Here is a 24,537-nt window from a genome sequence, read left to right as displayed (position 1 = left end):
CGAGAGACCGACATGCTCGATTCCAAACTGTTACGTAGCAACCTTCAGGACGTAGCGGACCGCCTGGCATCCCGTGGTTTTGTGCTGGATGTCGCGCGCATCGAAGCGCTGGAAGAACAGCGCAAGACCGTCCAGACCCGCACCGAAGCACTGCAGGCTGAACGTAACGCGCGTTCCAAATCCATCGGTCAGGCCAAACAGCGCGGCGAAGACATCGCACCGTTGATGGCCGACGTCGAGCGCATGGCCAACGAACTGGGGGCCGGCAAGGTCGAGCTGGAAGCGATCCAGACCGAGCTGGATGCCATCCTGCTGGGCCTGCCGAACCTGCCGCATGAGTCGGTGCCGGTAGGCGCAGACGAAGACGGCAACGTTGAAGTGCGTCGCTGGGGCACCCCGGCCACTTTCGATTTCGAGGTCAAGGACCACGTCGCCCTGGGCGAGAAGTTCGGCTGGCTCGACTTTGAAACCGCCGCCAAGCTGTCCGGTGCCCGTTTTGCCCTGCTGCGCGGGCCGATTGCCCGTCTGCACCGCGCCCTGGCGCAGTTCATGGTCAACCTGCATACCACCGAACACGGTTACGAAGAGGCCTACACCCCTTATCTGGTGCAAGCGCCGGCCCTGCAAGGCACTGGCCAACTGCCGAAGTTCGAGGAAGACCTGTTCAAGATCAGCCGCGAAGGCGAGGCCGATCTGTACCTGATCCCGACTGCCGAAGTGTCGCTGACCAACATCGTCGCCGGCGAAATCGTCGATGCCAAGCTGCTGCCGATCAAGTTCGTCGCGCACACCCCGTGCTTTCGCAGTGAAGCCGGTGCCTCGGGTCGTGATACCCGCGGGATGATTCGCCAGCACCAGTTCGACAAGGTTGAAATGGTCCAGATCGTCGAGCCGTCGACCTCGATGGAAGCCCTCGAAGGCCTCACCGCCAACGCCGAGAAGGTCCTGCAATTGCTGGAACTGCCTTACCGCACCCTGGCGCTGTGCACCGGCGACATGGGCTTCAGCGCCGTCAAGACTTACGACCTGGAAGTGTGGATTCCGAGCCAGGACAAATACCGCGAGATTTCCTCGTGCTCCAACTGCGGTGATTTCCAGGCCCGACGCATGCAAGCGCGTTTCCGTAACCCGGAAACCGGCAAGCCTGAGCTGGTGCACACCTTGAACGGTTCTGGCCTGGCAGTCGGTCGGACCCTGGTGGCGGTGCTGGAAAACTACCAGCAGGCTGACGGTTCGATCCGCGTGCCAGACGTGCTGAAACCCTACATGGGTGGCCTTGAGGTCATCGGCTAAATGAAATATCTGCCACTGTTTCACAACCTGCGCGGTAGCCGTGTGCTGGTGGTCGGTGGAGGGGAGATTGCCTTGCGCAAATCCCGCCTGCTGGCCGATGCCGGTGCGCTGCTGCGGGTCGTTGCACCCGAGATCGAAGTCCAGCTGCGTGAGCTGGTGCAAAACAGTGGCGGCGAACTGCTGGTGCGCGGCTACCAGGAATCGGACTTGGATGGCTGCGGGCTGATCATTGCCGCTACCGATGACGAAACCTTGAACGCGCAAGTCTCCGCCGATGCCCACCGGCGTTGCCTGCCGGTCAATGTGGTGGACGCGCCTGCCCTGTGCAGCGTGATCTTCCCAGCGATTGTCGACCGTTCGCCGCTGATCATTGCGGTGTCCAGCGGCGGTGATGCACCGGTGCTGGCGCGGCTGATCCGGGCCAAGATCGAAACCTGGATTCCGTCGACCTACGGCCAGTTGGCGGGCTTGGCGGCGCGTTTCCGTGACCAGGTCAAAGGCCTGTTCCCGGACGTGCAGCAACGCCGTGGCTTCTGGGAAGACGTGTTCCAGGGACCGATCGCCGATCGGCAACTGGCCGGGCAGGGCGCCGAGGCCGAACGCTTGCTGCAAGCCAAGCTGGCGGGTGAAGCCAGCGTGACTACCGGCGAGGTGTATCTGGTGGGCGCGGGCCCGGGTGATCCGGACCTGTTGACCTTCCGCGCCCTGCGTCTGATGCAACAAGCAGACGTGGTGCTGTACGACCGCCTGGTGGCGCCAGCGATTCTCGAACTCTGTCGGCGCGACGCCGAGCGTGTCTACGTCGGCAAGCGTCGCGCCGATCACGCAGTGCCCCAGGACCAGATCAACCAGCAACTGGTGGACCTGGCTCGGCAAGGCAAGCGTGTGGTGCGACTCAAGGGTGGCGATCCCTTCATCTTTGGGCGCGGCGGCGAAGAAATCGAAGAGCTGGCGGCCCAGGGCATCCCGTTCCAGGTGGTGCCGGGCATTACCGCTGCCAGCGGTTGCGCAGCCTACGCCGGGATTCCCTTGACCCACCGTGATTACGCGCAATCCGTGCGGTTTGTCACCGGTCACCTTAAGGACGGCACCAGCGACCTGCCGTGGAGCGACCTGGTCGCACCGGCCCAGACCCTGGTGTTCTACATGGGCCTGGTGGGCTTGCCGATCATCTGCGAGCAGTTGATCAAGCACGGCCGGGGCGCGGACACGCCAGCGGCGTTGATCCAGCAGGGCACTACCGCTAACCAGCGAGTCTTCACCGGCACCCTGGCCGACCTGCCACGCCTGGTGGCGGAGCATGAAGTGCATGCGCCGACCCTGGTGATCGTGGGAGAGGTGGTGCAACTGCGTGAGAAACTGGCATGGTTTGAAGGGGCGCAGGCGCAGGTCTGAAGTCCGCGTTGCCAATATCGCGGGCATCCGCGCCCACAGATGACTTGTGCTGGACACAAATCCCCTGTGGGAGCGGGCTTGCCCGCGATGGGCATAGCTATCTACACAACGTTTTAGCGGTCTCTGGGCCGGGCGGGGTGTTGGATTAGACCGAGTACATATCCATTCTTGCGGTAACGGCCTCCTATGGTTCCGCTTTTACAGCGGCTCACTTTTGGAGGAGCCCAAAAGTAAGCAAAAGGCTCTTGCCCCACCACTCGGCACCTCGCTTAGGCTCGGTGTGCCCTCACTCCGGCTTGAATCCGTGGGCCGCCGCCACGCGCCATCCATGGCGCGGGGCGGCTAACCCGGCGTCCTGCCGGGTTACCCACGGCTTCAAGCCTGCGTTCGGCCAGCGTGGTTAACGGGGCGCCCAGGATCAAGAGCCAGAGCCAGATCAAAAGATTGCTGACTTCGTCAGCGTCTTAGGAAGTAGAAGCTACACCGCGCATGCCCTAGCGATCAGGTCGGCTTTTAGGCCGCCTCGCTTTGTTTTTGATCCTGGGCGCCCCGTTAACCACGCTGGCCGGAGTCCGATATTGATTTGGGGGGTAAACCGGCAGGACGCCGGTTTAGCCGCACTGGGCCAGGGAGGGCCCATTGCGGCGGCCCCCCAAATCAATGTCGGAGTACGGGCATGCCGAGCCTAAGCGAGGTACCGAGTGGTGGGGAATGTACGGGACAACCACATGGGTTACAAAAAAGTACCTTTACATAGGTAACACTTTTATCGACACGTACCCGTTCTTTGCCTCTCTAGCATAGACCCGGCCTAGGATTACCGGACCGAATATCACCTCCCACACATCATCACTGATCATCTCCATTCCAATGGTCTGATGCTTAAGCACATTGGCTATATAAATCCGCAGACCTGCTCGATTAATGATTCCATTACTATCAGCCAGGTAACACTCCACGTGGCTCGCATACCCCATTTCAGGCAACTTTTCCGGGTAAGTCCGAGTCGAGGGTGAATAGCAGGAAGCAGGCGTTTTCTGGTCAAGCGCCTCGTGCCCCCGCTCATAATTGTAGTGCTGCATAAAGCGGTCAAACTGTCTCTGCTGAGCCTCCCAAGGAATGGCGGGCGGTTGAGGCAAGGTGCTTTTCAGCGTTCGGTGCATGCGTTCGTGACGCCCATTCTGGTCCGGACGGCCAGGCTCAATTCGCTCAGGAATAATCCCTAGTCGCAGCCACCATATCGACAGCTGCGACAGCCCGGCACGGCCGGTACTGGCAAATGGCACACCATTGTCAGTTCGAATACGCTCCGGCAACCCGTACTCGCGGAAAACTCGCTCAAAGGTCTGTTGGGTCTCCTTCAGATTGGTACTGGACATACTCTGGCAGGCCAGTAGAAAACGGCTGGCGTGATCCATGATCGTCAGTGGATAGCACCAAACTCCGGCGCCCGTCAGAAACTGGCCCTTGTAGTCCGCGCTAAAGAGCTGATTAGGTTTTTCTGCCTTGCTCAAAGGTTTGGGATAGACCGCGACACGCCGTCGTACACGCTGCGGCGTAATTAAGTCGGCTGCTTTAAGGATGTTGTAGATGGTCGTTTTTGACGGCGGATCCTGATCGGGAAAGCGCTTGAGCAAGTCATTTTGGATCTTCTTAGGCCCTGGAGTTGTTTCTCCGATAGACCGAAGCTCGATGATTGCCTGCCTAACAGCGACAGGCACCACGTAGCTCTGGTTGTGCCGGCAACGGCTGCGTTCCTCAAGCCCACTAGGCCCTTCAGCTTTGTATCGCTCGACCCATTTATAGCCAGTCTTTCGACTGATCTCGTAGTCACTGCACAGCTTGCTGAAGGTGTGTTTGTCCGCCAGATAGGCAGCGATGAACATCACTTTTCGATCCATAGGTTTCAGCTCTCTCCAGGGCATGGTCAGATCCTCGCGAAATCGACCATGCCAGTTAATAACTGTTACCTATGTGCGTGAACTGATTTGTAACCCATGTGGGTGAGTCATACCGGAAAGAGCGTTTTGCTTACTTTTGCGCTGTTCAAAAGTGAGCCGCCGTCAGGCGGAACCATAGGAGGCCGTTACCGAAGAAATGGATATGTACTCCGCCTAATCCAACCCCCCAGAGGCCGCTACAACGTTGTGTAGATACCTATACCGAGATAGGGCCTTCAAAAGCCCCGCAACATCAGGCCTTACGCCAAACCCCCTGGCCACTCAAGCGCTGCCGATCATGGGCCGCGTTGAAATCCTGTTGCGGTCCTTTTGGTACCACCCCCGTCGGATTGATGGTCTTGTGGCTGGCGTAGTAGTGATTCTTGATGTGGGTAAAGTCCACCGTCTCGGCAATCCCCGGCCATTGATACAGTTCGTGTAGCCAGTTCGACAGGTTCGGGTAATCGGCTATCCGACGCAGGTTGCACTTGAAGTGGCCGTGATACACCGCATCGAACCGGATCATCGTAGTGAACAAGCGCACATCCGCTTCAGTCAGGTACTCCCCCGCCAGATAGCGGTTTGCGCCCAAGACACGCTCCAGGTGATCGAGCTCGGCAAACACCTCATCAAACGCCTCTGCATATGCCTGTTGCGAGGTGGCAAACCCTGCGCGATACACGCCATTGTTCACGGCCGGATAGATCCGCTCATTCAGCGCATCGATCTCGCCGTGCAGCGGTGCCGGGTAGAAGTCCAGGTCATTGCCGGTCAAGTCATCGAACGCGCTGTTGAACATGCGGATGATCTCGGCCGATTCATTGCTGACGATGCGTTTGAGCTTTTTGTCCCACAGTAGCGGCACGGTGACGCGGCCGGTGTAGTCGGGCGTGTCGGCTGTATAGCGCTGGTGCATGAAGTCGAAGTGATCGAGTTTGTCGCCGGTTGATCCGAGCGCAGTGTCGAAGGTCCAGCCGTTTTCCAGCATCAGCCAACTGACCACCGAAACGTCGATCAGGCCTTCCAGGCCTTTGAGTTTGCGCAAGATCAGCGTGCGATGTGCCCACGGACAGGCGAGCGAAACGTAAAGGTGATAACGCCCGGCTTCAGCGCTAAAGCCACCTTCGCCGCTGGGGCCGGGCTGGCCGTCAGCCGTGACCCAGTTGCGGCGTTTCGCCTGTTCGCGCTGGAACGCGCCGTCTTTGCTGCTTTCGTACCACTGGTCCTGCCAGTGGCCATCAACGAGTAAACCCATGATCAAGACTCCGCAAACCAATAATCGTTGGAGCCGAGTCTATTCCGATGAGTTCGAACAAAAAGCGCAAAGATCGGGCGCCAATGATCGGTTAAATCGATTTGTCGCGAGCAGCCCAGTATTTTTCGGCGGTTTCAAATGCTTGCTCACGGGGCTGGCCAAGACCGCGCAGGGCCAGGGCCATGGTCGAAATCAGGGCCATTTGCGGATAGCTGTCGACTACATCGCCGCGCCACACCGCTTTCAGATGCTCGATATCCAGCGAGGCCGGCTTGACGTGACGTTGCGCCGACAGCTGTGGCCATTCTTCGTCCCAGCTCTCGCCGCCGGCAGTGCCGTACAGATGGCTGTCGGCATCCGGGTTGATCTCGATTTCACCGCCATCGCCCTTGACCACAATCGCCGTGTCACCGAGCAAGCCGCTGGCATCGCGATGCACAGCCTGATAGCCCGGATGGAAAATGCTTTGCAGGCCGCAGCGCGCGCCCAGGGGGTTAAGGATCCGCGCCAGCGAATGAATCGGTGAGCGCAGGCCGAGCGTGTTGCGCAGGTCGATCATCTTCTGCAGTTGCGGCGCCCAGTCCATCAGCGGCATGAACGCCAGGCCAGCGTTGTCCAGTGCCGTACCGACTTGCTGCCAGTTGCGGCACAACGCAATGTTCAATTCGCCGAGCAGTTGCTCGCTGTACAGGCGCCCGGCAGTGTGCGCGCCACCGCCATGCATGAAGATGCGCACGCCGTTCTGGGCCAGGCACTTGGCTGCCAGCAGGTACCACGGCAGGTGCCGCTTCTTGCCGGCGTAGGTCGGCCAGTCGAGATCGACCGCCAAGGGCGGGGCGTGCAGGCGCTCGCGCAGGGCTTCGGTGAAGCCCGCCAGTTCTTGCGGGCTCTCTTCCTTGTGCCGCAACAGCATGAGGAAGGCGCCGAGCTGGGTGTCCTCGACCTTGTCGTCGAGCAGCATGCCCATGGCTTCGCGGGCTTCCTCGCGGGTCAGGTTGCGCGCGCCGCGCTTGCCTTTGCCGAGGATGCGCACGAAGGGGGCAAACGGGTGTTCGGCGGGCGTTTCGGTAAGCAGTGGAGCGAAATCGGTCATAGACAATTCGTCGGTTTGGGCAGGCCCGCCAGCTTGGCGGCGAGTTTGGCGGGAGTGCCTTTGAACAGGCGGTTCAGGTGCAGGCTGTTGCCCTTGTCCGGCCCCAGCTTGAGCGCGGTGTACTTGATCAGCGGGCGAGTTGCCGGTGATAGCTGGAACTCCTGGTAGAAACCGCGCAGCAGCTCGAGGATTTCCCAGTGTTCGGCGCTCAGTTGCAGCTCTTCGGTGGCCGCCAGCGCGTCGGCGACTTGCGCCGACCAGTCCGCCAGGTCGAGCAGATAGCCGTCTTTGTCCAGTTCGATCTGGCGTGTACCCACGGTCAGCGTGTTCATAACCAGCTGTTGACCTTGTCGTAGGTTATCGACAGTTCGACGAAGGCCGGGTAGTCAAGGGACTTGATCCACTGCGGCACCGGCAAGCCTCGAGCCTGGACGTCTTCTTCCAGGACAAACAGCTGCAGGCTGTCAGCCCGTTGCTGTAACTGATTGCACGGTGTGGTGCCGGGTTGTAGGGCATAGACCGCGTCCCCTGTGAGCAGCAGGCCATCGTTGCCGCCGAGCAAGCGCAGGCAACTGTCCAGCCGGTTGTCGGAGAAGGGTGAATGAGACAACACATGCAAAGTCGACATCAGAGGGTAATAACCTGGTCATAGCGGTCAATAACGGCCGAGATCTGCCCGGCGGCCAATAGCTGCAGTTCATCGAGGCTCAAGTCCTGCGCCTGCAAGCCACGTGCGTGGGCACTGTCGGCGCAGACGTAGAGGTCTTCGACACCGAACAGGTCAAGGGCTTGCAGGTTGGCACTGAGGTCTTTCTGCTGGACCGCCTTGGCATTCTGCTGGCTGGCCAGCTGGAACACGCCATCATCGAGAAACAGCAGGCCGATGGGCAGGTCGAAGGCGCCGCCGGCCAGCACGATGTCCAGTGCTTCACGGGCACCGGGGCCGGACCAGGGGGCCTGGCGGCTGATAATCAACAGGGATTTAGGCACGGCTCATGGCCCTCCAAAGCAAATCAGGCGATCGGCGTCTTGCACCGCGTCGTGCAGTTGACCGAGGCCGGACAACTGCCACGGCGCGTCGACATCGATCGCGCTGCGCTGATAGCGCTTGGCCTCGGTCTCGTCCAGCACACCGCGTCTCAGGGCGGCGGCGATGCACACCACGCCATCGAGCTGGTGCGCACTGACGAAGGTGCGCCACTGCTGGGCGACGTCCTGCTCATCCTGCGGGGTGACGACGCTGCTCGAAGCGTTGTAGACGCCGTCCTGATAGAAAAACAGCCGTACGATCTGGTGCCCGCCGGACAGCGCAGCCTGGGCGAACAGCAGGGCGCGGCGCGAGGAGGGCGCGTGAGGGGCAGAAAACAGCGCGATGGCGAACTTCATGGCGAACTCTGACGATAAATCTGCGGCCATGATAATGCTTTATCGGCGGTGCGGCGAAGGGCGATTCAGCGTGGCATGTAGCCCAGTTGCCAGCGGCGCGGAATCTTCAGCGAGACAATGCCCAGCACGGCCGCCAACAAGCCGCTGGCGTACAGCGCTTGCAGGCCGAACCGTTGCTCCAGGATCGCCCCCAGCACGGCACCGGCAAACATCCCGGCCCAGGGGATCAACTGCACGCGCCAGCCCGTGCGCCGCTCGCCCAGCATCCAGCGCCCCAGGCCACGGCCGAAGCGTGACAGGGCGCCGGTCACGTAAGTCAGGCCAATCGGCAGGCCGTTGACCTGCTCCACGGCGGCATTGAGCATGCCCATGGCCAGAATGGCCGCCAGCAATGCCGGGAATTGCGTTTCGAATGGCCAGGCCGCAGCGGCGCACAGCAGGGCGGCGATACTCAGCATCAAGGGCAGGGCGCGGCGCCGACCGATGCGACTGACGATCACGCCCAAGGCGTTGCCGACGATAAACATCAGCACCAGCACTGACAGGTGCAGGGTCAGTTGCCAGTCACTGGCGCTGATCGCCACCGCCAGGCGGGTGGTGTTGCCGCTCATGAAGGAAACAAAGTCGCCGGTGGCCATGAAACCGATGGCGTCGGTCATGCCTGCCAGGACCGACAGGCTCGCCACCAGGCACAGGCCGACCCGGCCGCGCCATTTCTGCACGTGCAACAGCCCGCTGGTGGGTGCGCGATGGGGTGGGGAAGGCAGCATCGGCTAACGCTCGAGGCCGTGCAGTTCGCAGTACTCCTGCCAGTCCATGCCGGCCATCTGCGCCACCTCCTTGTGCACTTCCAGCCGTTGGGCGGCGAAGTCCTCGGGGGTAGCGGCGGTCAACTGCAAGGTCAGTTCCCAGGCAAACAGGCCCAGGCGCTCGGCCTCGGCTTCGTAGGCTTGGTGCAGGTGTTCGCTGCGAAACTGCTCCATGCTCTCGCCTTTGGCCTGGGCGGCCAGTGGATTGAGGTGGTCCAGTTCTTCGCGCAGTGCCGGATGGGCATTGAGAAAACGTTGCAGCGCCAGTTCGTGTTGCGATTCGATCGAGGCCATGAATCATCCTGGTCAAAATGAAAGTATGCGCGCGGTACCGGGCCGGGCCTTGATCCGGGTCAGGAAGTCTTCTTGCGGTTGGCCTTGGCCTCGGCTGCCAGGCACTCGAGGGCAAATTGTTCGGTGTAGGTCATCTGGATCGGCGTGGTCTCGCCCTTTACCGTGCGTTCGCCGTCGAGAATGTAGCGGATGCGTTTGTCGGTCACGCCAATGCGCTTGGCAATCCAGGAGGGGGTCTGGCCGATCTGGCTGATCAGTTTGTCGGCGTAGTCGGTGGACGGTTTGTACAGCTCGGCGTTCGGGGTCATTGGCTTTCCAGAAAGAGTACGTGGCGCAGGGCGCCCATAATGGCGCGACAGGGTGCGTGAATAACCGTGGCCTGTCGCGCCTTATCTCGAAGTAAAGCAGAGCCTTTGCACTTCGAGACGGCGGTGTGGAGTGATAGAGTCGCCGTTTTACCCATTTAAGGAAGCACGATGCGTATTTGTCTGGTGGCACTGGCGGGGCTGTTACTGGCCGGGTGTGCGGGATCGACGATGAACCAGGCCCGCACCCAGAGCCCCTACAAGACGCTCGCTTCGAACAAGGCTGATCTGGTGGTTGCCCAGTGTGTGCAGTTTGCCTGGCAGGATGAGGCGGTGTTTGGGGTGGATGCCAGCGGTTACCTGGAGCCGGGGGACGGTGGTGGGTTTACTGTTTATACCCGGTCGGCTGAGTCGTTTATCGATGTGCAGGGCGGGGTGTTGAAGTATTACGTGGTGCAAGATAGCTGGGTTGCCACGCGTCGGTTGGCGGCTTTGGCGACCTGCTTGTAGGGGGTTATCCATAGATGTGGCAGTGAGCTTGCTCGCGATGGGGCCTGAGCCACTGCTATCGCGAGCAAGCTCGCTCCTACAGCTGTGGCAAGGCAGCCACCGGGAAGTCGAACGCGGCCAGTTGGAATCCTTGGTCGTCCACCTGCAACGCCCAGCCTTGACGATCCCAGTCACCCAGCACAATGCGCTTGGCTGCCAGGTCGCCAATTTGCAGCTTGTGGATGGCGGGACGGTGCGTGTGGCCGTGGATCAGGGTTTTTACCCCGTATTGCTGCATGATCCGCGGGATTTCCTCGGGGGTCACGTCGACGATGTCGTTGGCTTTCATGCGGGTCTGCGCGCGGCTTTCGCTTCGCAACTTGCGCGCCAGCGCGTGGCGGGTGCGCAGGGGCAGGTGGCGCAGGATGAACAGCGTCAGCGGGTTGCGCAGGTAACGTCGCAGTTTCATGTAGCCGATGTCGCGGGTACACAGGCTGTCGCCGTGCATCAGCAGCACCGGTTCACCGGCGAGTTGCACCACACTCGGGTCTTTTAGCAGGGTACAGCCGGCTGCTTTGCAGAAGGCCTTGCCCAACAGGAAGTCGCGATTGCCGTGCATCAGAAAGATGGCCGTGCCGCTGTCGCTCAAGTTGCGCAGGGCTTGGCAGATGGAGCGTTGGAAGGGGCTCATGGCGTCGTCGCCGATCCAGGCCTCGAAAAAGTCGCCCAGTATGTACAGCGCACTGGCCGTGCGGGCACGGGTGGCGAGCAAATCCAGAAACGCCCGGGTGATGTCCGGGCGTTCCTCTTCCAGATGTAAGTCTGAAATCAGCAGTATCACTCAATGATCTCGGCTTTCTCGATGATCACGTCTTCTGCTGGAACGTCCTGGTGGCCGGACTTCATGGTGGTGGAAACACCCTTGATCTTGTCGACAACGTCAGTGCCGGCAGTCACTTTGGCGAACACCGCGTAGCCCCAGCCCTGCACGTTCTTGCCGCTGTGGTTGAGGAAGCTGTTGTCCGCCACGTTGATGAAGAACTGCGCGGAAGCCGAATGCGGCTCCATGGTGCGAGCCATGGCCACGGTGTACTTGTCGTTGGAAAGACCGTTGTCCGCTTCGTTCTGGATGCTTGGACGCTTGTCTTTCTTTTCCTTCATGCCTGGCTCGAAACCGCCGCCCTGGATCATGAAGTTGCCGATTACACGGTGGAACACGGTGTTGGTGTAGTGACCGGCCTTAACGTACTCGATGAAGTTGGCCACGGTGATCGGGGCTTTCTCGGCGTTCAGGTCCAGGACGATGTCGCCGTGGTTGGTGGTCAGTTTGACTTGAGTCATGATCGCTACTCTTTAAGGAATTCGTGGGTTTCGGGGCCGCACGGCCCCCAACCGGTTTGGCCAGCGTCGGCCAAGGTGCGCAGTTTAGCGTGCCGGGCGCGAATTTCGAGGCTGTTTTTTCATCTGGGTTCGATTAAAAGCAGCAGTTTTCCGGCCTGCTCTGTCAGGCACTTGACCGCATCGGCTATGATAGCGGCTTTGTTTTGTTCGGCCTGCATGTAGGCCACGCACTTGTACGCCCAAGGATCCTATGAGCAAGCCCACTGTCGACCCTGCCTCGAATTCCAAGAACGGCCCAGCCGTGCCGGTCAACTTCCTGCGCCCGATCATCCAGGCGGACCTGGACTCGGGTAAGCACACGCAGATCGTCACCCGTTTTCCGCCAGAGCCCAATGGTTACCTGCACATCGGTCACGCCAAGTCGATCTGTGTGAACTTCGGCCTGGCCCAGGAGTTCGGTGGCGTCACGCACCTGCGTTTCGACGACACCAACCCGGCCAAGGAAGACCAGGAATACATCGATGCCATCGAAAGCGACGTCAAGTGGCTGGGTTTCCAGTGGTCCGGTGAAGTGCGCTATGCCTCGCAGTATTTCGACCAGTTGCACGACTGGGCGGTCGAGCTGATCAAGGCGGGCAAGGCCTATGTCGACGACCTGACCCCTGAGCAGGCCAAGGAATACCGCGGCAGCCTGACCGAGCCGGGCAAGAACAGCCCGTTCCGTGAGCGCAGCGTGGAAGAAAACCTCGACCTGTTCGCCCGCATGAAAGCCGGTGAGTTTCAGGACGGTGCACGGGTGCTGCGGGCCAAGATCGACATGGCCTCGCCGAACATGAACCTGCGCGACCCGATCATGTACCGCATCCGTCATGCCCACCACCACCAGACCGGTGACAAGTGGTGCATCTACCCCAACTATGACTTCACCCACGGTCAGTCGGATGCCATCGAAGGCATCACCCACTCGATCTGCACCCTGGAGTTCGAAAGCCATCGTCCGCTGTACGAGTGGTTCCTGGACGCGCTGCCGGTGCCGGCCAAGCCGCGCCAGTACGAATTCAGCCGCCTGAACCTGAACTACACCATCACCAGCAAGCGCAAGCTCAAGCAACTGGTCGATGAAAAGCACGTACATGGCTGGGATGACCCGCGTATGTCGACGCTGTCGGGCTTCCGTCGTCGCGGCTACACCCCGGCGTCGATCCGCAACTTCTGCGACATGGTTGGCACCAACCGTTCCGATGGCGTGGTCGACTTCGGCATGCTGGAATTCAGCATCCGTCAGGATCTCGACGCGAACGCTCCGCGCGCCATGTGCGTGCTGCGTCCGTTGAAGGTGGTGATCACCAACTATCCGCAAGACCAGGTCGAAAACCTCGAACTGCCGCGTCATCCGCAGAAAGAAGAGCTGGGCGTGCGCAAGCTGCCGTTCGCCCGTGAAATCTACATCGACCGCGATGACTTCATGGAAGAGCCGCCAAAAGGCTACAAGCGCCTGGAGCCGGGCGGTGAAGTGCGCCTGCGCGGCAGCTACGTGATTCGCGCCGACGAAGCGATCAAGGATGCCGACGGCAATATCGTCGAGCTGCGCTGCTCCTACGATCCAGACACCCTGGGCAAGAACCCTGAAGGCCGCAAGGTCAAGGGTGTGGTGCATTGGGTGCCGGCGGCTGCCAGCATCGAGTGCGAAGTGCGCCTGTACGATCGCCTGTTCCGCTCGGCCAACCCTGAGAAGGCCGAAGACAGCGCCAGTTTCCTGGACAACATCAACCCTGACTCACTGCAAGTCCTCACCGGTTGTCGTGCCGAGCCTTCGCTGGGCGATGCACAGCCGGAAGACCGTTTCCAGTTCGAGCGCGAAGGTTACTTCTGCGCGGATATCAAGGACTCGAAACCGGGCGCTCCGGTATTCAACCGTACCGTGACCCTGCGCGACTCCTGGGGTCAGTGATTCAGTCAAGGAACTAACGTGCTAACGATCTACAACACGCTCACCAAGAGCAAAGAAGTCTTCAAGCCGCTCGATGGCAACAAGGTGCGCATGTACGTGTGCGGCATGACCGTGTACGACTACTGCCACCTCGGCCACGGCCGCAGCATGGTCGCGTTCGACCTGGTGACCCGCTGGTTGCGGTTCAGCGGGTACGACCTGACCTACGTGCGCAACATCACCGACATCGACGACAAGATCATCAATCGGGCCAATGAGAACGGCGAGTCGTTCGAAGCCTTGACCGAGCGCATGATCGCGGCGATGCACGAAGACGAAGCGCGCCTGAACATCCAGAAGCCGGACATGGAGCCGCGCGCCACGGATCACATTCCGGGCATGCACGCGATGATCCAGACCCTGATCGACAAGGGTTACGCCTACGCCCCGGGCAATGGCGACGTGTACTACCGCGTCGGCAAGTTCATGGGCTACGGTAAGCTGTCGCGCAAGAAGATCGAAGACCTGCGCATCGGTGCGCGGATCGAGGTCGACGAAGCCAAGGACGATCCCCTGGATTTCGTGCTGTGGAAGGGCGTCAAGCCGGGCGAGCCGAGTTGGGAGTCGCCGTGGGGCGCTGGGCGTCCGGGCTGGCACATCGAGTGCTCGGTGATGTCCACCTGCTGCCTGGGCGAGACCTTCGACATTCATGGTGGCGGCAGCGACCTGGAGTTCCCGCACCACGAGAACGAAATCGCCCAGAGCGAAGCGGCCACCGGCAAGACCTACGCTAACGCGTGGATGCATTGCGGGATGATTCGCATCAATGGCGAGAAGATGTCCAAGTCCTTGAACAACTTCTTCACCATCCGCGATGTGCTGGAAAAGTACCACCCGGAAGTCGTGCGTTACCTGCTGGTGTCGAGCCACTACCGCAGCGCCATCAACTACTCGGAAGACAACCTCAAGGACGCCAAGGGCGCCCTGGAGCGTTTCTACCACGCATTGAAAGGCCTGCCGAAGGTGGCGCCGGCCGGTGGCGAAGCCTTTGTCGAGCGGTTCACCCAGGTGATGAACGACGACTTCGGCACGCCGGAAGCCTGCGCGGTGCTGTTCGAGATGGTGCGCGAGATCAACCGCCTGCGTGAGAGCGATCTCGATGCGGCGGCCGGCCTGGCAGCGCGCTTGAAAGAACTGGCCAGCGTGCTGGGTGTGTTGCAGCTTGAGGCCGATGACTTCCTGCAGGCTGGCGCCGAAGGACGGGTGGATGCGGCTGCAGTCGATGGCTTGATCGCCGCGCGCCTGGCGGCTCGTGCCGCTAAAGACTGGGCCGAATCCGACCGCATCCGCGACCAGCTCACCGCCATGGGCGTGGTGCTGGAAGACGGCAAGGGTGGTACGACCTGGCGTCTGGCTGACTGACTGCTGCGCTGCTACAAACCAAACCCGCCTAGTGCGGGTTTTGTTTTGACCGGCATCGCAAGCCATCGATTCGGCAGATCATCCGTGAGGCTAAGGGCTGACCACTGATCGTTATTTGCGGGTTTTTTCCCACTCAGTGGGAATCCGGTTTCAGTTAATGGAAAACTCGGTGCACCATGCCCGCAAGAGCATGAGGCCGATATGAACTACAACACGCCCACTGATCGCTTGCTGCAAATCCTCGTCACCCTGGGGCAATCCCGCGAGGCGATCTCCGCCAAAGAACTGTCCGAGCAACTGGCACAGCCGCTCAGCAGCACTTATCGCCATCTCAAGACCCTGCTGCGCTGGGGGCTTGCCGAAGAGAACGGTCAGGGTCGCTATTTGCCGGGGCCAACTTGTTTGCAACTGGCCAAGAAATTCGACCGCGAAGCGGTGCTGGTGACCCTCGCCAAGCCGGAACTCAAGCGCCTGGCCGAGCAAAGCCAGGAAAGCGTGGCGTTAATGGTGCCCAGCAATGGCCAGGCGATTTGCATCGAACTGGTCGACAGCCCGCAACCGCTGCGTTGCTGCTACCAAAAAGGGCTGGCCCAGCCGCTGTTGGTCGGTGCGTCGGCGAGAGTGCTGTTGGCCTATATGGATGAGGCGCAAAGCCTGTCGGCTCTTTTGGCGCAAGGCGTCGAAAGCGAGGACGTCGCCACGTACCAACGCAGTTTTGCCGATATCCGCGCTGCCGGTTATGCCGTGAGTGTGAGTGAAATCGACGACGGCATTTGGGGTATCAGTGCGCCGTTGCTCGACAGCCGAAATCGCCTGCAAGGCGCCATCAGCCTCATGGCTCCTGCCTTCCGGGCGCACACCCGCAGTGAACGCCTGATCCGCTGGACCCAGGACGTGGCCCTGCGCCTGAGCGCCCGGCTCGACTGAATGTGACTGGAGTTTCAAGCATGACTGCTGTTTCTGACATACCCCTGTGGACAGGTCGTATCGACGCTGGCGAAGGGCAGGCTGCGCTGCGCTGGCATCAATGGGTCAAGCCCTTCTGCGAGGGTCAGTCTGCGGGTGCAGCACTGATTGGACTGGCCTGTGATGAAGGCGTCAAACGTAATCAAGGACGCACCGGCGCCCGTCTTGGCCCGTCAGCACTGCGCAAGGCGCTGGCCAACCTGGCGTGGCACGGCCATGCGCCGCTGTATGACGCGGGCGATGTGAGCTGCACCGACAGCAACCTCGAAGGCGCGCAGCAGATTTACGCTCACCACGTCAGCTATATGCTCAACCAGGGGCATTTGCCGTTGGGGTTGGGTGGCGGCCATGAAATCGCCTTTGCCAGCTTTAGCGGCCTGGCCGATCACCTGCGCCAGGCCACCCCGCATGCGCGGATCGGCGTTCTCAACTTTGATGCCCACTTTGATCTGCGCCATGGTGAACAAAGCAGTTCGGGTACCCCTTTTCGCCAGATAGCCGAGTACTGCCAGCGTGCGCAGATGCCGTTCACCTATTGCTGCCTGGGTGTCAGCCAGATGAACAACACCCAGGCGCTGTTTGAGCAGGCGCAGCGACTGAATGTGCGTTACCGCCTCGACCGGCAAATGAACAGCTGGGACATACCCGCCTGCGAAGCGCTGATCGATGAGTTCTTGCAAGACGTCGATCACCTCTACATGACCATCTGCCTTGATGTCCTGCCTGCCAGCCAGGCGCCCGGTGTCAGTGCGCCGTCTGCCCATGGCGTGGACATGCAGATCGTCGAGCACCTGATACGTCATGCCAAGGCCAGCGGCAAATTGCGCATGGCCGACATCGCCGAACTCAACCCCGGCCTGGATATCGACAATCGAACCGCCCGCATTGGCGCGCGTCTGCTCGCCAGCCTGATCGATTAAGTTTTTCCGTAAATCCCTGAAACCGCTTGTTGAATCATAAGAAAAAGAGAAATTCGCCATGCTGACATTCGAACTGGATGCGCTGAGCACCCTCGCTCTCGCTTTGCTCCTGCTGGGCCTGGGTGCCCAACTGAAAAAACGTAGCTACTGGCTGCGTCACCTGTGTGTTCCTGCACCGGTGATTGGTGGTTTTGGTTTTGCCTTGGTGATCTGGCTGTTACGTGATCAGCAACTGCTCAACCTGACCCTCGACACCAGCCTGCAAACCCCGCTGATGGTGGCGTTTTTCACCACTGTCGGTTTGGGTGGGAGCCTGGGTTTGCTGCGCAAGGGCGGCAAATTGCTGTTTATCTACCTGGGTGCGTGCTGGGGCCTGGCGCTGGTGCAAAACGTGGTGGGTGTCAGTGTCGCCAAGCTGCTGGGCATCGACCCGTTGCTGGGGATCATGGCCGGCGCGGTGTCACTGGAAGGCGGTTTTGGTGCGGCGGCAGCTTTCGGGCCGATTGCTGAAAACCTCGGTGCGATCGGTGCGACCACTGCAGCGCTGGCAGCTGCAACCTTTGGCATGGTGGCAGGCGGCTTGTTGGGTAGCCCGCTGGCGCGCTGGTTGATCGAGCGCAACAAACTCGTAGTCAAGGCCGAAGCCGTTGGCAGCCTCAAGGCGTTCGAAGAAGTGGTCCACACCCCGCAGCCCGCGCTGGATGCTGCCACCTTGTTGCGCTTGTTGACCTGCATTGTGGTGATCATGGTGCTTGGGTTCTGGCTGGGCTCCAGCTTGCAACAGCATCTGGGTATCGTGTTGCCGAGCTATGTGGGCGCCATGTTCGTCGCGATCATCCTGCGCAACCTCAATGACCGTGCTCAGGTTATCGAGATGCCCGACCATGCCGTCAGCACTATCGGCGATGTGTGCCTGGGCATGTTCCTGACCATGGCAATGATGAGTCTGAAGTTTTGGGAGCTGGAGAAGCTTGGCTTGCCGCTGCTGGTGATTCTGGTGGTGCAGGTGGTGATCATGATTTTGCTGTGCGTGTTCGTCCTGTTCCGCCTGTTTGGCCGCAACTACGACGCGGCAGTCTTGTGCGCAGGCTTCATGGGGCACGGGCTGGGCGCGACGCCCAATGCAGTGGCCAACATGGGCGCCATTTGTGACCATTACAAAGTGTTCTCGTACAAAGCCTTCATCATCGTGCCGCTGTGCGGTGCCGTGCTGATCGACATTGTGGCTATCCCGATGATCACCTGGTTTATCAACGCATACAGTTGAGAATCACCTGGTTGCTTCATTGCTAAATCGCGCCGAAGCCAGCTTCCACAAATTGGCTTCGGCGCATGCAAAATCCGCGAGCACCCCAGAACCACTGTGCGAGCTTGCTCGCGATTGACCGCGCAGCGGTCAGCTCTCGCACTGGCGCAACCTTTTATAGAGGGTATTGCGACTAACCCCCAACCGCCGTGCCAAATGCGAAATATTCCCCCCAACTGCCTGCAACTGCCGATTCAAATCCTCGGCATCATTCAAGTCCACCGCCAAAGTCTCGGGCGTCTCAAGCGGCTCCATCTCCAGGTCGACAAAAAAATCGTCCGGTAAATGCTCCGGCCGCACCGGTTGGTCTTCGGCCATGGCCAGGGCCACCTGGATCACGCTGCTGACCTGGCGCAGATTGCCAGGCCATGGATGGCGTTCGAACAGGGCCAGTACCTCCGGGCTCAAGCCGGCCCACTGGAGCGCCTCGCGGTGCTGTTCCCAGAGACACTTGAACAACGCCTGCTTATCGCTGCGCTCGCGCAGCGGTGGCAGTTCCAGGGTCAGGCCGCCGATGCGGTAATACAGGTCCTCGCGAAAGCGCCCCAGTTGCACCTGCTCGCGCAATGAACGGTTGGTGGCCGAGATGATGCGGATGTCCACCGCGAACAGTTCACTGCTGCCCACCGGTTGCACGCAACGCTCCTGCAGCACTCGCAGCAGCCGGGCCTGGGTCGGCAGTGGCATGTCGCCGATTTCGTCGAGAAACAGGGTGCCTTTGTCGGCCTTGCGGATCAGGCCGATGCTGCCTTTCTGATTGGCGCCGGTGAAGGCACCTTTTTCATAGCCAAACAGCTCGGACTCCACCAGTTCGGCGGGGATCGCTGCGCAGTTGACGGCGATAAACGCCAGTTTGCTGCGTGAGCTCGCCTGGTGCAGGGCCTTGACGAAGACTTCCTTGCCCACCCCGGTTTCGCCGTGAATCAATAGGGGAATGTCTTTTTCCAACAGGCGCTCGGCCTGGCGCACGGCCTTTTCCACGCGACTGTCACCAAAGTGCAGGGTGCCGAGGCTGATGGGCTGTGGCGCGGGGAGGGGGGCTTGGGCAAACACCCGGGCCTGCACCGGGCGCTGCAACGGCCGCTTGAGCAGGCAATGGAAACGATTGCGCCCTGCCGCCTGCAGGGCGAAGGGCAGGCCGTCGGGCTGGTTGAGCAACTCCAGCAACGAGACCTTGAACAGACTGTCGATGCTGACCCGCGACAAGCTGATGCCCAGCAGATTGTCCGCGCGCCGATTGGCCGAGAGCACCTGACCGCTTTCATCAAAAATCAGCAGGCCGGCCCATTGGCTGTCGAGGTTGTTCAGCCCGGTGTTGAACACCAACTGGAAGTGTTCACCCTTGAACAGATTGAGGATCAGCCGGTTTTCCACGGTCTGGCTCATCATCTTGACCATGCCCAGGGTGTGGTCCGGGGGCAGGTAGCTGTCGCTGGATACATCGAGCACGGCGATCAGCCGCCGCTCGGCATCGAAAATCGGTGCGGCGGAGCCGGTCATGAAGCGGTTGGCCTTGAGAAAGTGCTCATCGTGGGCGATATGCACGGCCTGTTCGCAGGCCAGGGCGGTACCGATGGCGTTGGTGCCGCTGGATTGCTCACGCCAACTGGCACCGGCGTTGAAGCCACGGCTCAGGCTCGGCTCGATAAAACGTTGGGTACCCCATGAGGTCAGCACTTGGCCCTGGTTGTCGGCCAGCATGATCAGGCAGTTGGAGTTGCTCAGGATGTTCTCGTAATAAGGCAGCACCTCTTGGTGGGTGGTCTGCACCAGTGCGTGCTGGCTTTCCAGCAGGCGCGCGATACCGGCGGCGGGGAGTTGGTCGAACGCCGGGGGACTTTGATGATCGAGCCCGAACGCGCGGCAGCGAGACCAGGAGTTCTGGATGATGGCATCGTGAGGCAAGGGCGAGGCAGGCGCGGACATGGCAGGCAGTCCCTGGGCAAACATTTATTGTTTTTGTTATGGACGAACGCAACGACGTAATCGATTGAGTGTTGTTCACAATTGTTCAAAGTCAACTCGGCAACTGTTCAATTGCGCAGGTGAAGTTGTTCATTTCTGTTCAGGCGCGAACCCATCATCCTGTTCTTTTTCGTCAAAGCCCAGGCAGATCAAGCCTTTGGAATTTCTGGCACGAATGTCGCTCTGTCACCTCGGTCGCTTGACTCCAATAAGAAAAAGGCCGAGCCATGTCATTAACGCTGGAGCATGTCAGCCGCACCGTCGAGGGCCAAGTCTGGATCGATGATGCCAACCTGCACTTCGAGCCCGGGTCGTTCAACGTCCTGCTGGGCCGCACGCTGTCGGGCAAGACCAGCCTGATGCGCTTGATGGCCGGTCTCGACAAGCCGGACAGCGGGCGTCTCCTGATGAACGGGGTCGATGTCACCCAGCGCCCGGTGCGTCTGCGCAACGTGTCGATGGTCTATCAACAGTTCATCAACTACCCGACCATGACCGTGTTCGAGAACATCGCCTCGCCCTTGCGCCAAGCCGGGGTCTCGGCCGAGCTGATCCAGAGCAAGGTGCACGAGACCGCGCAGATGCTGCGCATCGACAAGTTCCTCAAGCGTTATCCGCTGGAGTTGTCGGGCGGCCAGCAGCAGCGCACCGCCATGGCCCGGGCGCTGGTCAAGGATGCCGAACTGATCCTGTTCGACGAACCCCTGGTCAACCTCGACTACAAGCTGCGCGAAGAGCTGCGCCAGGAAATGCGCGAGTTGTTCCAGGCGCGCCATACCATCGCCATCTACGCCACCACCGAACCCAACGAGGCGCTGGCCCTGGGCGGCACCACCACCATCCTGCACGAGGGCCGGGTGATCCAGAGCGGCAAGACCGCCGAGGTCTATCATCAGCCGCAGACCGTGCTGGCCGCCGAACTGTTCTCCGAGCCACCGATCAACTTGATGCCGGGGCGCATCGCCGGCAACGAAGTCAGCTTCGCCAATTTTGTGCACTTCCCGCTGAACGTCGACTTGCGTCCGGTGGGTGAAGGTGAGTTCCGCTTTGGCGTGCGCCCCAGCCATATTTCCCTGGTGCCGAGCAACGACGACGACCTGGAACTGGCGGTGACCGTCGAAGTGGCGGAAATCAGCGGTTCGGAAACCTTCCTGCATGTGCGCAACGAACACTTCCTGCTGGTGCTGCACTTGCCCGGGGTGCACGAGTACGACGTCGATGCGCCGATCCGCATCTACATCCCGACCCACAAACTGTTTGTCTTCGACGGCCAGGGACGCCTGCTGCAGGCGCCCGGCCGGCGTGTCGCGAGGGTTGCCTGATGGCCGAAATTCACTTGCACAACCTCGCCCACAGCTACACCCGCACCCCGGCGGGGCCTGAAGACTACGCGATCCGTGAGATGAACCATGTCTGGGAGCAGGGCGGGGCCTACGCCTTGCTCGGGCCTTCCGGATGCGGCAAGTCGACCTTGCTCAACATCATTTCCGGCCTGCTCAGCCCCTCCGAAGGGCAGGTGCTGTTCGACAACAAGGTGGTCAACCAACTGACCCCGGAGAAGCGCAACATCGCTCAGGTTTTCCAGTTTCCGGTGGTCTACGACACCATGACGGTGTTCGATAACCTGGCTTTTCCCCTGCGCAATCAAGGCATGGCCGAGGCCCGGGTACACAGCAAGGTCCAGGAAATCGCCGAGGTCCTCGACCTGCAGGCGCTGCTGGGGAAAAAGGCGCGCAACCTCAGCGCCGACGAAAAACAGAAAGTCTCGATGGGCCGCGGGTTGGTGCGTGACGACGTGTCGGCGATCCTGTTCGACGAGCCGCTGACGGTGATCGACCCGCACCTTAAGTGGAAGCTGCGGCGCAAGCTCAAGCAGATCCACGAGCAATTCAACATCACCATGGTCTACGTCACTCACGATCAACTCGAGGCCTCGACTTTCGCCGACAAGATCGCGGTGATGTACGGCGGGCAGATCGTCCAGTTCGGTACCCCGCGCGAGCTGTTCGAGCGGCCGAGCCATACCTTCGTCGGTTATTTCATCGGCAGCCCGGGGATGAACCTGATCGAGGTCAGCCCACGTCCCGGGGGCGTGGGTTTCGCTGACATCGACTTGCCGTTGTCCGAAGGTCTGCAGCAGCGCATCGCCGAGGCCGCCGGCAAATCGCTGAAGGTTGGCATCCGCCCGGAGTTCGTGCATGTCTGGGACGAGCCCTTCGATGAGGCAATGCAAGCGACGGTGGTGCATGTCGAGGACCTGGGCACCTACAAGATCATGACCCTGAACCTGGGCGGCGTGCCGCTCAAAGTGCGCCTGGCCGAAGACAAGCCGGTGCCCCAGGGCACCGCCTATATCAGCTTTCCGGCGCAGTGGCTGATGGTCTACGCCGATGACTATCTGCTGCCCATGCACGCCAGCAACGAGGGGCAGCCATGAACAAGGTGCAGAACAACAAGGCCTGGTGGCTGGTGCTGCCGGTGTTCCTGCTGGTGGCGTTCAGTGCGGTGATCCCGATGATGACCGTGGTCAACTATTCGGTGCAGGACATCTTCGACCAGTCCAGCCGCTACTTCGTCGGGGCCGACTGGTACAAACAGGTGCTGCTGGACCCACGGCTGCACGACTCGCTGCTGCGCCAGTTCATCTATTCCACCTGCGTGCTGCTGATCGAGATCCCGCTGGGCATCGGCATCGCCCTGACCATGCCGACCAAGGGCCGCTGGTCGTCGCTGGTGCTGATCATCCTGGCAATCCCGCTGCTGATTCCATGGAACGTGGTCGGCACCATCTGGCAGATTTTCGGCCGCGCCGACATCGGCCTGCTGGGCTCGACCCTCAACGCCATGGGCATCAGCTACAACTACGCGGCCAACACCATGGATGCCTGGGTCACGGTGTTGGTGATGGATGTCTGGCACTGGACCTCGCTGGTGGCCCTGTTGTGTTTCTCCGGTCTGCGGGCGATCCCGGATGTCTACTACCAGGCCGCCCGGATCGACCGGGCATCGAGTTGGGCGGTGTTTCGCCACATCCAGTTGCCCAAGCTCAAGAGTGTGCTGCTGATCGCGGTGATGCTGCGTTTCATGGACAGCTTCATGATCTACACCGAGCCGTTCGTGCTCACCGGTGGTGGGCCGGGCAACGCCACCACCTTCCTCAGCCAGACCTTGACCCAGATGGCGATCGGCCAGTTTGACCTGGGGCCGGCGGCGGCCTTCTCGCTGGTGTACTTCCTGATCATCCTGCTGGTGTCCTGGCTGTTCTACACCGCCATGACCCACTCCGACGCCAACCGCTGAGGCCCGACATGAGCAAGACCAAGCTGCTGCCTCTGTTGCTCTACATCCTGTTCCTGCTGGTGCCGATCTACTGGTTGCTGAACATGTCGTTCAAGAGCAACACGGAAATCCTCGGTGGCCTGACCCTGTTTCCCCAGGACTTCACCCTGGCCAACTACAAAGTGATCTTCACCGACCCGAGCTGGTACACCGGCTACCTCAACTCGTTGTACTACGTGAGCCTGAACACGGTGATTTCCCTGAGCGTGGCGCTGCCAGCGGCCTACGCGTTCTCCCGTTATCGGTTCCTCGGCGACAAGCACTTGTTCTTCTGGCTGCTGACCAACCGCATGGCGCCGCCAGCGGTCTTCCTGTTGCCGTTCTTCCAGCTGTATTCGTCGATCGGCCTGTTCGACACCCACATCGCGGTGGCCCTGGCCCACTGCCTGTTCAACGTGCCGCTGGCAGTGTGGATCCTCGAAGGGTTCATGTCCGGAGTGCCGAAGGAAATCGACGAAACCGCCTACATCGACGGCTACAGTTTTCCCAAGTTCTTCGTCAAGATTTTCATCCCGCTGATCGGCTCGGGCATCGGTGTGACGGCGTTCTTCTGCTTCATGTTTTCCTGGGTCGAGCTGCTGCTGGCGCGCACCCTGACCTCGGTCAATGCCAAGCCGATCGCCGCGGTGATGACCCGCACCGTATCGGCCTCGGGGATCGATTGGGGGGTGTTGGCGGCGGCCGGGGTGCTGACGATCCTGCCGGGCATGCTGGTGATCTGGTTCGTACGCAACCATGTGGCCAAGGGCTTTGCCCTGGGACGAGTGTGAGGAGCTGATGATGGAGTGGATGAACTGGACCCAGCCGACCGCGCTGTTCTTCGGCGCCATCGCCTTGCTGCTGGTGGGCATGACCACCTGGGAACTGCGTTCGCCGAGCATCGCCCGGCGCGGCTTTTTACCGATCAGCACCACCCGTGGTGATCGGTTGTTTATCGGTCTTCTCGGCAGCGCCTACCTGCATTTGCTGGTGATTGGCGCTACCGGCTGGAGCATCTGGGTGGCCACCGGCCTGTCCCTGGTGTGGCTGTTGGTCGTGATGCGTTGGGGCTAGCCGACACCCGGCAATCGTGCTCCGAAACCTAATACA

Annotated in this window: 26 protein-coding genes; 13 read left to right on the top strand and 13 right to left on the bottom strand. The window is 60.7% G+C overall.

The window, feature by feature from the left end; genetic code table 11:
- Window positions 1-12 precede the first annotated feature (12 nt).
- Entirely contained in the window at window positions 13-1,293 is a 1,281-nt protein-coding gene (serS, locus tag PspS04_RS17715; protein WP_159996928.1) for a serine--tRNA ligase, read from the top strand.
- Window positions 1,294-2,688: a siroheme synthase CysG gene (gene cysG, locus PspS04_RS17710; RefSeq protein ID WP_095165209.1), complete on the top strand. Its 1,395-nt coding sequence runs from the start codon at window positions 1,294-1,296 to the stop codon at window positions 2,686-2,688.
- Between the two features lie 749 nt (window positions 2,689-3,437).
- Here the strand turns inward: cysG and PspS04_RS17705 are convergent.
- The 10 genes from PspS04_RS17705 to PspS04_RS17660 form a co-directional block, all read right to left on the bottom strand.
- Window positions 3,438-4,613, bottom strand: coding sequence for an integrase core domain-containing protein (locus PspS04_RS17705; RefSeq protein WP_159993658.1), 1,176 nt, complete (start codon window positions 4,611-4,613; stop codon window positions 3,438-3,440).
- Between the two features lie 268 nt (window positions 4,614-4,881).
- Window positions 4,882-5,883: a glutathione S-transferase family protein gene (locus tag PspS04_RS17700; RefSeq protein ID WP_159996926.1), complete on the bottom strand. Its 1,002-nt coding sequence runs from the start codon at window positions 5,881-5,883 to the stop codon at window positions 4,882-4,884.
- 91 nt (window positions 5,884-5,974) lie between these two features.
- A complete protein-coding gene (locus PspS04_RS17695) occupies window positions 5,975-6,976 on the bottom strand; it encodes a glycosyl transferase family protein (protein WP_159996924.1) in 1,002 nt (333 codons plus the stop codon).
- Window positions 6,973-7,308, bottom strand: coding sequence for a TusE/DsrC/DsvC family sulfur relay protein (locus tag PspS04_RS17690; protein ID WP_159996922.1), 336 nt, complete (start codon window positions 7,306-7,308; stop codon window positions 6,973-6,975). Before PspS04_RS17690 ends, PspS04_RS17695 begins: the two co-directional genes overlap by 4 nt.
- A complete protein-coding gene (gene tusB, locus PspS04_RS17685) occupies window positions 7,305-7,604 on the bottom strand; it encodes a sulfurtransferase complex subunit TusB (protein ID WP_159996920.1) in 300 nt (99 codons plus the stop codon). Before tusB ends, PspS04_RS17690 begins: the two co-directional genes overlap by 4 nt.
- Window positions 7,604-7,966, bottom strand: a complete 363-nt coding sequence (tusC, locus tag PspS04_RS17680) for a sulfurtransferase complex subunit TusC (protein ID WP_159996918.1) — start codon at window positions 7,964-7,966, stop codon at window positions 7,604-7,606. Before tusC ends, tusB begins: the two co-directional genes overlap by 1 nt.
- Before the next feature lie 3 nt (window positions 7,967-7,969).
- Window positions 7,970-8,362 carry a sulfurtransferase complex subunit TusD gene (gene tusD, locus PspS04_RS17675; RefSeq protein ID WP_159996916.1) on the bottom strand — a complete coding sequence of 131 codons (393 nt, stop codon included), beginning with the start codon at window positions 8,360-8,362 and terminating at the stop codon, window positions 7,970-7,972.
- Between the two features lie 65 nt (window positions 8,363-8,427).
- Window positions 8,428-9,132 (bottom strand): YoaK family protein, encoded by a 705-nt coding sequence (locus PspS04_RS17670; protein ID WP_159996914.1) that lies wholly within the window; start codon window positions 9,130-9,132, stop codon window positions 8,428-8,430.
- 3 nt (window positions 9,133-9,135) lie between these two features.
- Window positions 9,136-9,465, bottom strand: coding sequence for a DUF6388 family protein (locus PspS04_RS17665; protein WP_159996912.1), 330 nt, complete (start codon window positions 9,463-9,465; stop codon window positions 9,136-9,138).
- 59 nt (window positions 9,466-9,524) lie between these two features.
- Window positions 9,525-9,773, bottom strand: coding sequence for a hypothetical protein (locus PspS04_RS17660; RefSeq protein WP_095171377.1), 249 nt, complete (start codon window positions 9,771-9,773; stop codon window positions 9,525-9,527).
- Window positions 9,774-9,941: 168 nt separating this feature from the next.
- Between PspS04_RS17660 and PspS04_RS17655 the strand changes: the two genes are divergently transcribed.
- Window positions 9,942-10,280 (top strand): hypothetical protein, encoded by a 339-nt coding sequence (locus PspS04_RS17655; protein WP_095171376.1) that lies wholly within the window; start codon window positions 9,942-9,944, stop codon window positions 10,278-10,280.
- 76 nt (window positions 10,281-10,356) lie between these two features.
- Here the strand turns inward: PspS04_RS17655 and lpxH are convergent, their stop codons facing one another.
- Window positions 10,357-11,100: a UDP-2,3-diacylglucosamine diphosphatase gene (gene lpxH, locus PspS04_RS17650; protein WP_095171374.1), complete on the bottom strand. Its 744-nt coding sequence runs from the start codon at window positions 11,098-11,100 to the stop codon at window positions 10,357-10,359.
- Window positions 11,097-11,600 (bottom strand): peptidylprolyl isomerase, encoded by a 504-nt coding sequence (locus tag PspS04_RS17645; RefSeq protein WP_095171372.1) that lies wholly within the window; start codon window positions 11,598-11,600, stop codon window positions 11,097-11,099. Before PspS04_RS17645 ends, lpxH begins: the two co-directional genes overlap by 4 nt.
- Window positions 11,601-11,850: 250 nt before the next feature.
- Between PspS04_RS17645 and PspS04_RS17640 the strand changes: the two genes are divergently transcribed.
- The 5 genes from PspS04_RS17640 (at window position 11,851) to gltS (ending at window position 18,105) form a co-directional block, all read left to right on the top strand.
- Window positions 11,851-13,551, top strand: coding sequence for a glutamine--tRNA ligase/YqeY domain fusion protein (locus PspS04_RS17640; RefSeq protein ID WP_159996910.1), 1,701 nt, complete (start codon window positions 11,851-11,853; stop codon window positions 13,549-13,551).
- Between the two features lie 18 nt (window positions 13,552-13,569).
- Window positions 13,570-14,952, top strand: a complete 1,383-nt coding sequence (gene cysS, locus PspS04_RS17635) for a cysteine--tRNA ligase (protein ID WP_159996908.1) — start codon at window positions 13,570-13,572, stop codon at window positions 14,950-14,952.
- A 201-nt stretch (window positions 14,953-15,153) separates the two neighbouring features.
- A complete protein-coding gene (locus PspS04_RS17630) occupies window positions 15,154-15,879 on the top strand; it encodes an IclR family transcriptional regulator (RefSeq protein WP_159996906.1) in 726 nt (241 codons plus the stop codon).
- 20 nt (window positions 15,880-15,899) lie between these two features.
- Window positions 15,900-16,838, top strand: coding sequence for a formimidoylglutamase (gene hutG, locus PspS04_RS17625; protein WP_159996904.1), 939 nt, complete (start codon window positions 15,900-15,902; stop codon window positions 16,836-16,838).
- A 58-nt stretch (window positions 16,839-16,896) separates the two neighbouring features.
- Window positions 16,897-18,105 carry a sodium/glutamate symporter gene (gene gltS / locus PspS04_RS17620; RefSeq protein ID WP_159996902.1) on the top strand — a complete coding sequence of 403 codons (1,209 nt, stop codon included), beginning with the start codon at window positions 16,897-16,899 and terminating at the stop codon, window positions 18,103-18,105.
- Window positions 18,106-18,234: 129 nt separating this feature from the next.
- Here gltS and PspS04_RS17615 read toward each other — a convergent pair whose 3' ends face one another.
- On the bottom strand, window positions 18,235-20,070 hold the full coding sequence (locus PspS04_RS17615; protein WP_159996900.1) for a sigma-54-dependent Fis family transcriptional regulator: 1,836 nt from the start codon (window positions 20,068-20,070) through the stop codon (window positions 18,235-18,237).
- Window positions 20,071-20,336: 266 nt separating this feature from the next.
- On the opposite strand from PspS04_RS17615, the gene PspS04_RS17610 reads away from it, so the two are divergent.
- From PspS04_RS17610 to PspS04_RS17590, 5 genes are read left to right on the top strand one after another with little or no spacing between them, the layout of a single operon-like run.
- Window positions 20,337-21,431 carry an ABC transporter ATP-binding protein gene (locus PspS04_RS17610; RefSeq protein WP_095171361.1) on the top strand — a complete coding sequence of 365 codons (1,095 nt, stop codon included), beginning with the start codon at window positions 20,337-20,339 and terminating at the stop codon, window positions 21,429-21,431.
- The gene (locus PspS04_RS17605; RefSeq protein WP_159996898.1) at window positions 21,431-22,546 is read left to right on the top strand and encodes an ABC transporter ATP-binding protein; all 1,116 of its coding nucleotides are present in this window, start codon (window positions 21,431-21,433) and stop codon (window positions 22,544-22,546) included. The genes PspS04_RS17610 and PspS04_RS17605 overlap by 1 nt, the downstream gene beginning before the upstream one ends.
- A complete protein-coding gene (locus tag PspS04_RS17600; protein WP_095171356.1) occupies window positions 22,543-23,409 on the top strand; it encodes a carbohydrate ABC transporter permease in 867 nt (288 codons plus the stop codon). Before PspS04_RS17605 ends, PspS04_RS17600 begins: the two co-directional genes overlap by 4 nt.
- Window positions 23,410-23,417: 8 nt before the next feature.
- Window positions 23,418-24,218 (top strand): carbohydrate ABC transporter permease, encoded by an 801-nt coding sequence (locus PspS04_RS17595; protein WP_095171355.1) that lies wholly within the window; start codon window positions 23,418-23,420, stop codon window positions 24,216-24,218.
- A 10-nt stretch (window positions 24,219-24,228) separates the two neighbouring features.
- Window positions 24,229-24,501 carry a DUF2160 domain-containing protein gene (locus PspS04_RS17590; RefSeq protein ID WP_095171353.1) on the top strand — a complete coding sequence of 91 codons (273 nt, stop codon included), beginning with the start codon at window positions 24,229-24,231 and terminating at the stop codon, window positions 24,499-24,501.
- Window positions 24,502-24,537 lie beyond the last annotated feature (36 nt).

Source organism: Pseudomonas sp. S04 (genome assembly GCF_009834545.1).
Classification (GTDB): domain Bacteria; phylum Pseudomonadota; class Gammaproteobacteria; order Pseudomonadales; family Pseudomonadaceae; genus Aquipseudomonas.
This window is presented reverse-complemented; position numbering and strand designations above follow the sequence as displayed.

What these genes read in the sequence shown, in the direction of transcription:
- serS (WP_159996928.1), top strand. Translation starts at nt 13, where the DNA reads ATGCTCGATTCCAAACTGTTACGTAGCAACCTTCAGGACGTAGCGGAC.
- cysG (WP_095165209.1), top strand. Translation starts at nt 1,294, where the DNA reads ATGAAATATCTGCCACTGTTTCACAACCTGCGCGGTAGCCGTGTGCTG.
- PspS04_RS17705 (WP_159993658.1), bottom strand. Translation starts at nt 4,613, where the DNA reads ATGCCCTGGAGAGAGCTGAAACCTATGGATCGAAAAGTGATGTTCATC.
- PspS04_RS17700 (WP_159996926.1), bottom strand. Translation starts at nt 5,883, where the DNA reads ATGGGTTTACTCGTTGATGGCCACTGGCAGGACCAGTGGTACGAAAGC.
- PspS04_RS17695 (WP_159996924.1), bottom strand. Translation starts at nt 6,976, where the DNA reads ATGACCGATTTCGCTCCACTGCTTACCGAAACGCCCGCCGAACACCCG.
- PspS04_RS17690 (WP_159996922.1), bottom strand. Translation starts at nt 7,308, where the DNA reads ATGAACACGCTGACCGTGGGTACACGCCAGATCGAACTGGACAAAGAC.
- tusB (WP_159996920.1), bottom strand. Translation starts at nt 7,604, where the DNA reads ATGTCGACTTTGCATGTGTTGTCTCATTCACCCTTCTCCGACAACCGG.
- tusD (WP_159996916.1), bottom strand. Translation starts at nt 8,362, where the DNA reads ATGAAGTTCGCCATCGCGCTGTTTTCTGCCCCTCACGCGCCCTCCTCG.
- PspS04_RS17670 (WP_159996914.1), bottom strand. Translation starts at nt 9,132, where the DNA reads ATGCTGCCTTCCCCACCCCATCGCGCACCCACCAGCGGGCTGTTGCAC.
- PspS04_RS17665 (WP_159996912.1), bottom strand. Translation starts at nt 9,465, where the DNA reads ATGGCCTCGATCGAATCGCAACACGAACTGGCGCTGCAACGTTTTCTC.
- PspS04_RS17660 (WP_095171377.1), bottom strand. Translation starts at nt 9,773, where the DNA reads ATGACCCCGAACGCCGAGCTGTACAAACCGTCCACCGACTACGCCGAC.
- PspS04_RS17655 (WP_095171376.1), top strand. Translation starts at nt 9,942, where the DNA reads ATGCGTATTTGTCTGGTGGCACTGGCGGGGCTGTTACTGGCCGGGTGT.
- PspS04_RS17645 (WP_095171372.1), bottom strand. Translation starts at nt 11,600, where the DNA reads ATGACTCAAGTCAAACTGACCACCAACCACGGCGACATCGTCCTGGAC.
- PspS04_RS17640 (WP_159996910.1), top strand. Translation starts at nt 11,851, where the DNA reads ATGAGCAAGCCCACTGTCGACCCTGCCTCGAATTCCAAGAACGGCCCA.
- PspS04_RS17630 (WP_159996906.1), top strand. Translation starts at nt 15,154, where the DNA reads ATGAACTACAACACGCCCACTGATCGCTTGCTGCAAATCCTCGTCACC.
- hutG (WP_159996904.1), top strand. Translation starts at nt 15,900, where the DNA reads ATGACTGCTGTTTCTGACATACCCCTGTGGACAGGTCGTATCGACGCT.
- gltS (WP_159996902.1), top strand. Translation starts at nt 16,897, where the DNA reads ATGCTGACATTCGAACTGGATGCGCTGAGCACCCTCGCTCTCGCTTTG.
- PspS04_RS17615 (WP_159996900.1), bottom strand. Translation starts at nt 20,070, where the DNA reads ATGTCCGCGCCTGCCTCGCCCTTGCCTCACGATGCCATCATCCAGAAC.
- PspS04_RS17610 (WP_095171361.1), top strand. Translation starts at nt 20,337, where the DNA reads ATGTCATTAACGCTGGAGCATGTCAGCCGCACCGTCGAGGGCCAAGTC.
- PspS04_RS17605 (WP_159996898.1), top strand. Translation starts at nt 21,431, where the DNA reads ATGGCCGAAATTCACTTGCACAACCTCGCCCACAGCTACACCCGCACC.
- PspS04_RS17600 (WP_095171356.1), top strand. Translation starts at nt 22,543, where the DNA reads ATGAACAAGGTGCAGAACAACAAGGCCTGGTGGCTGGTGCTGCCGGTG.
- PspS04_RS17595 (WP_095171355.1), top strand. Translation starts at nt 23,418, where the DNA reads ATGAGCAAGACCAAGCTGCTGCCTCTGTTGCTCTACATCCTGTTCCTG.
- PspS04_RS17590 (WP_095171353.1), top strand. Translation starts at nt 24,229, where the DNA reads ATGGAGTGGATGAACTGGACCCAGCCGACCGCGCTGTTCTTCGGCGCC.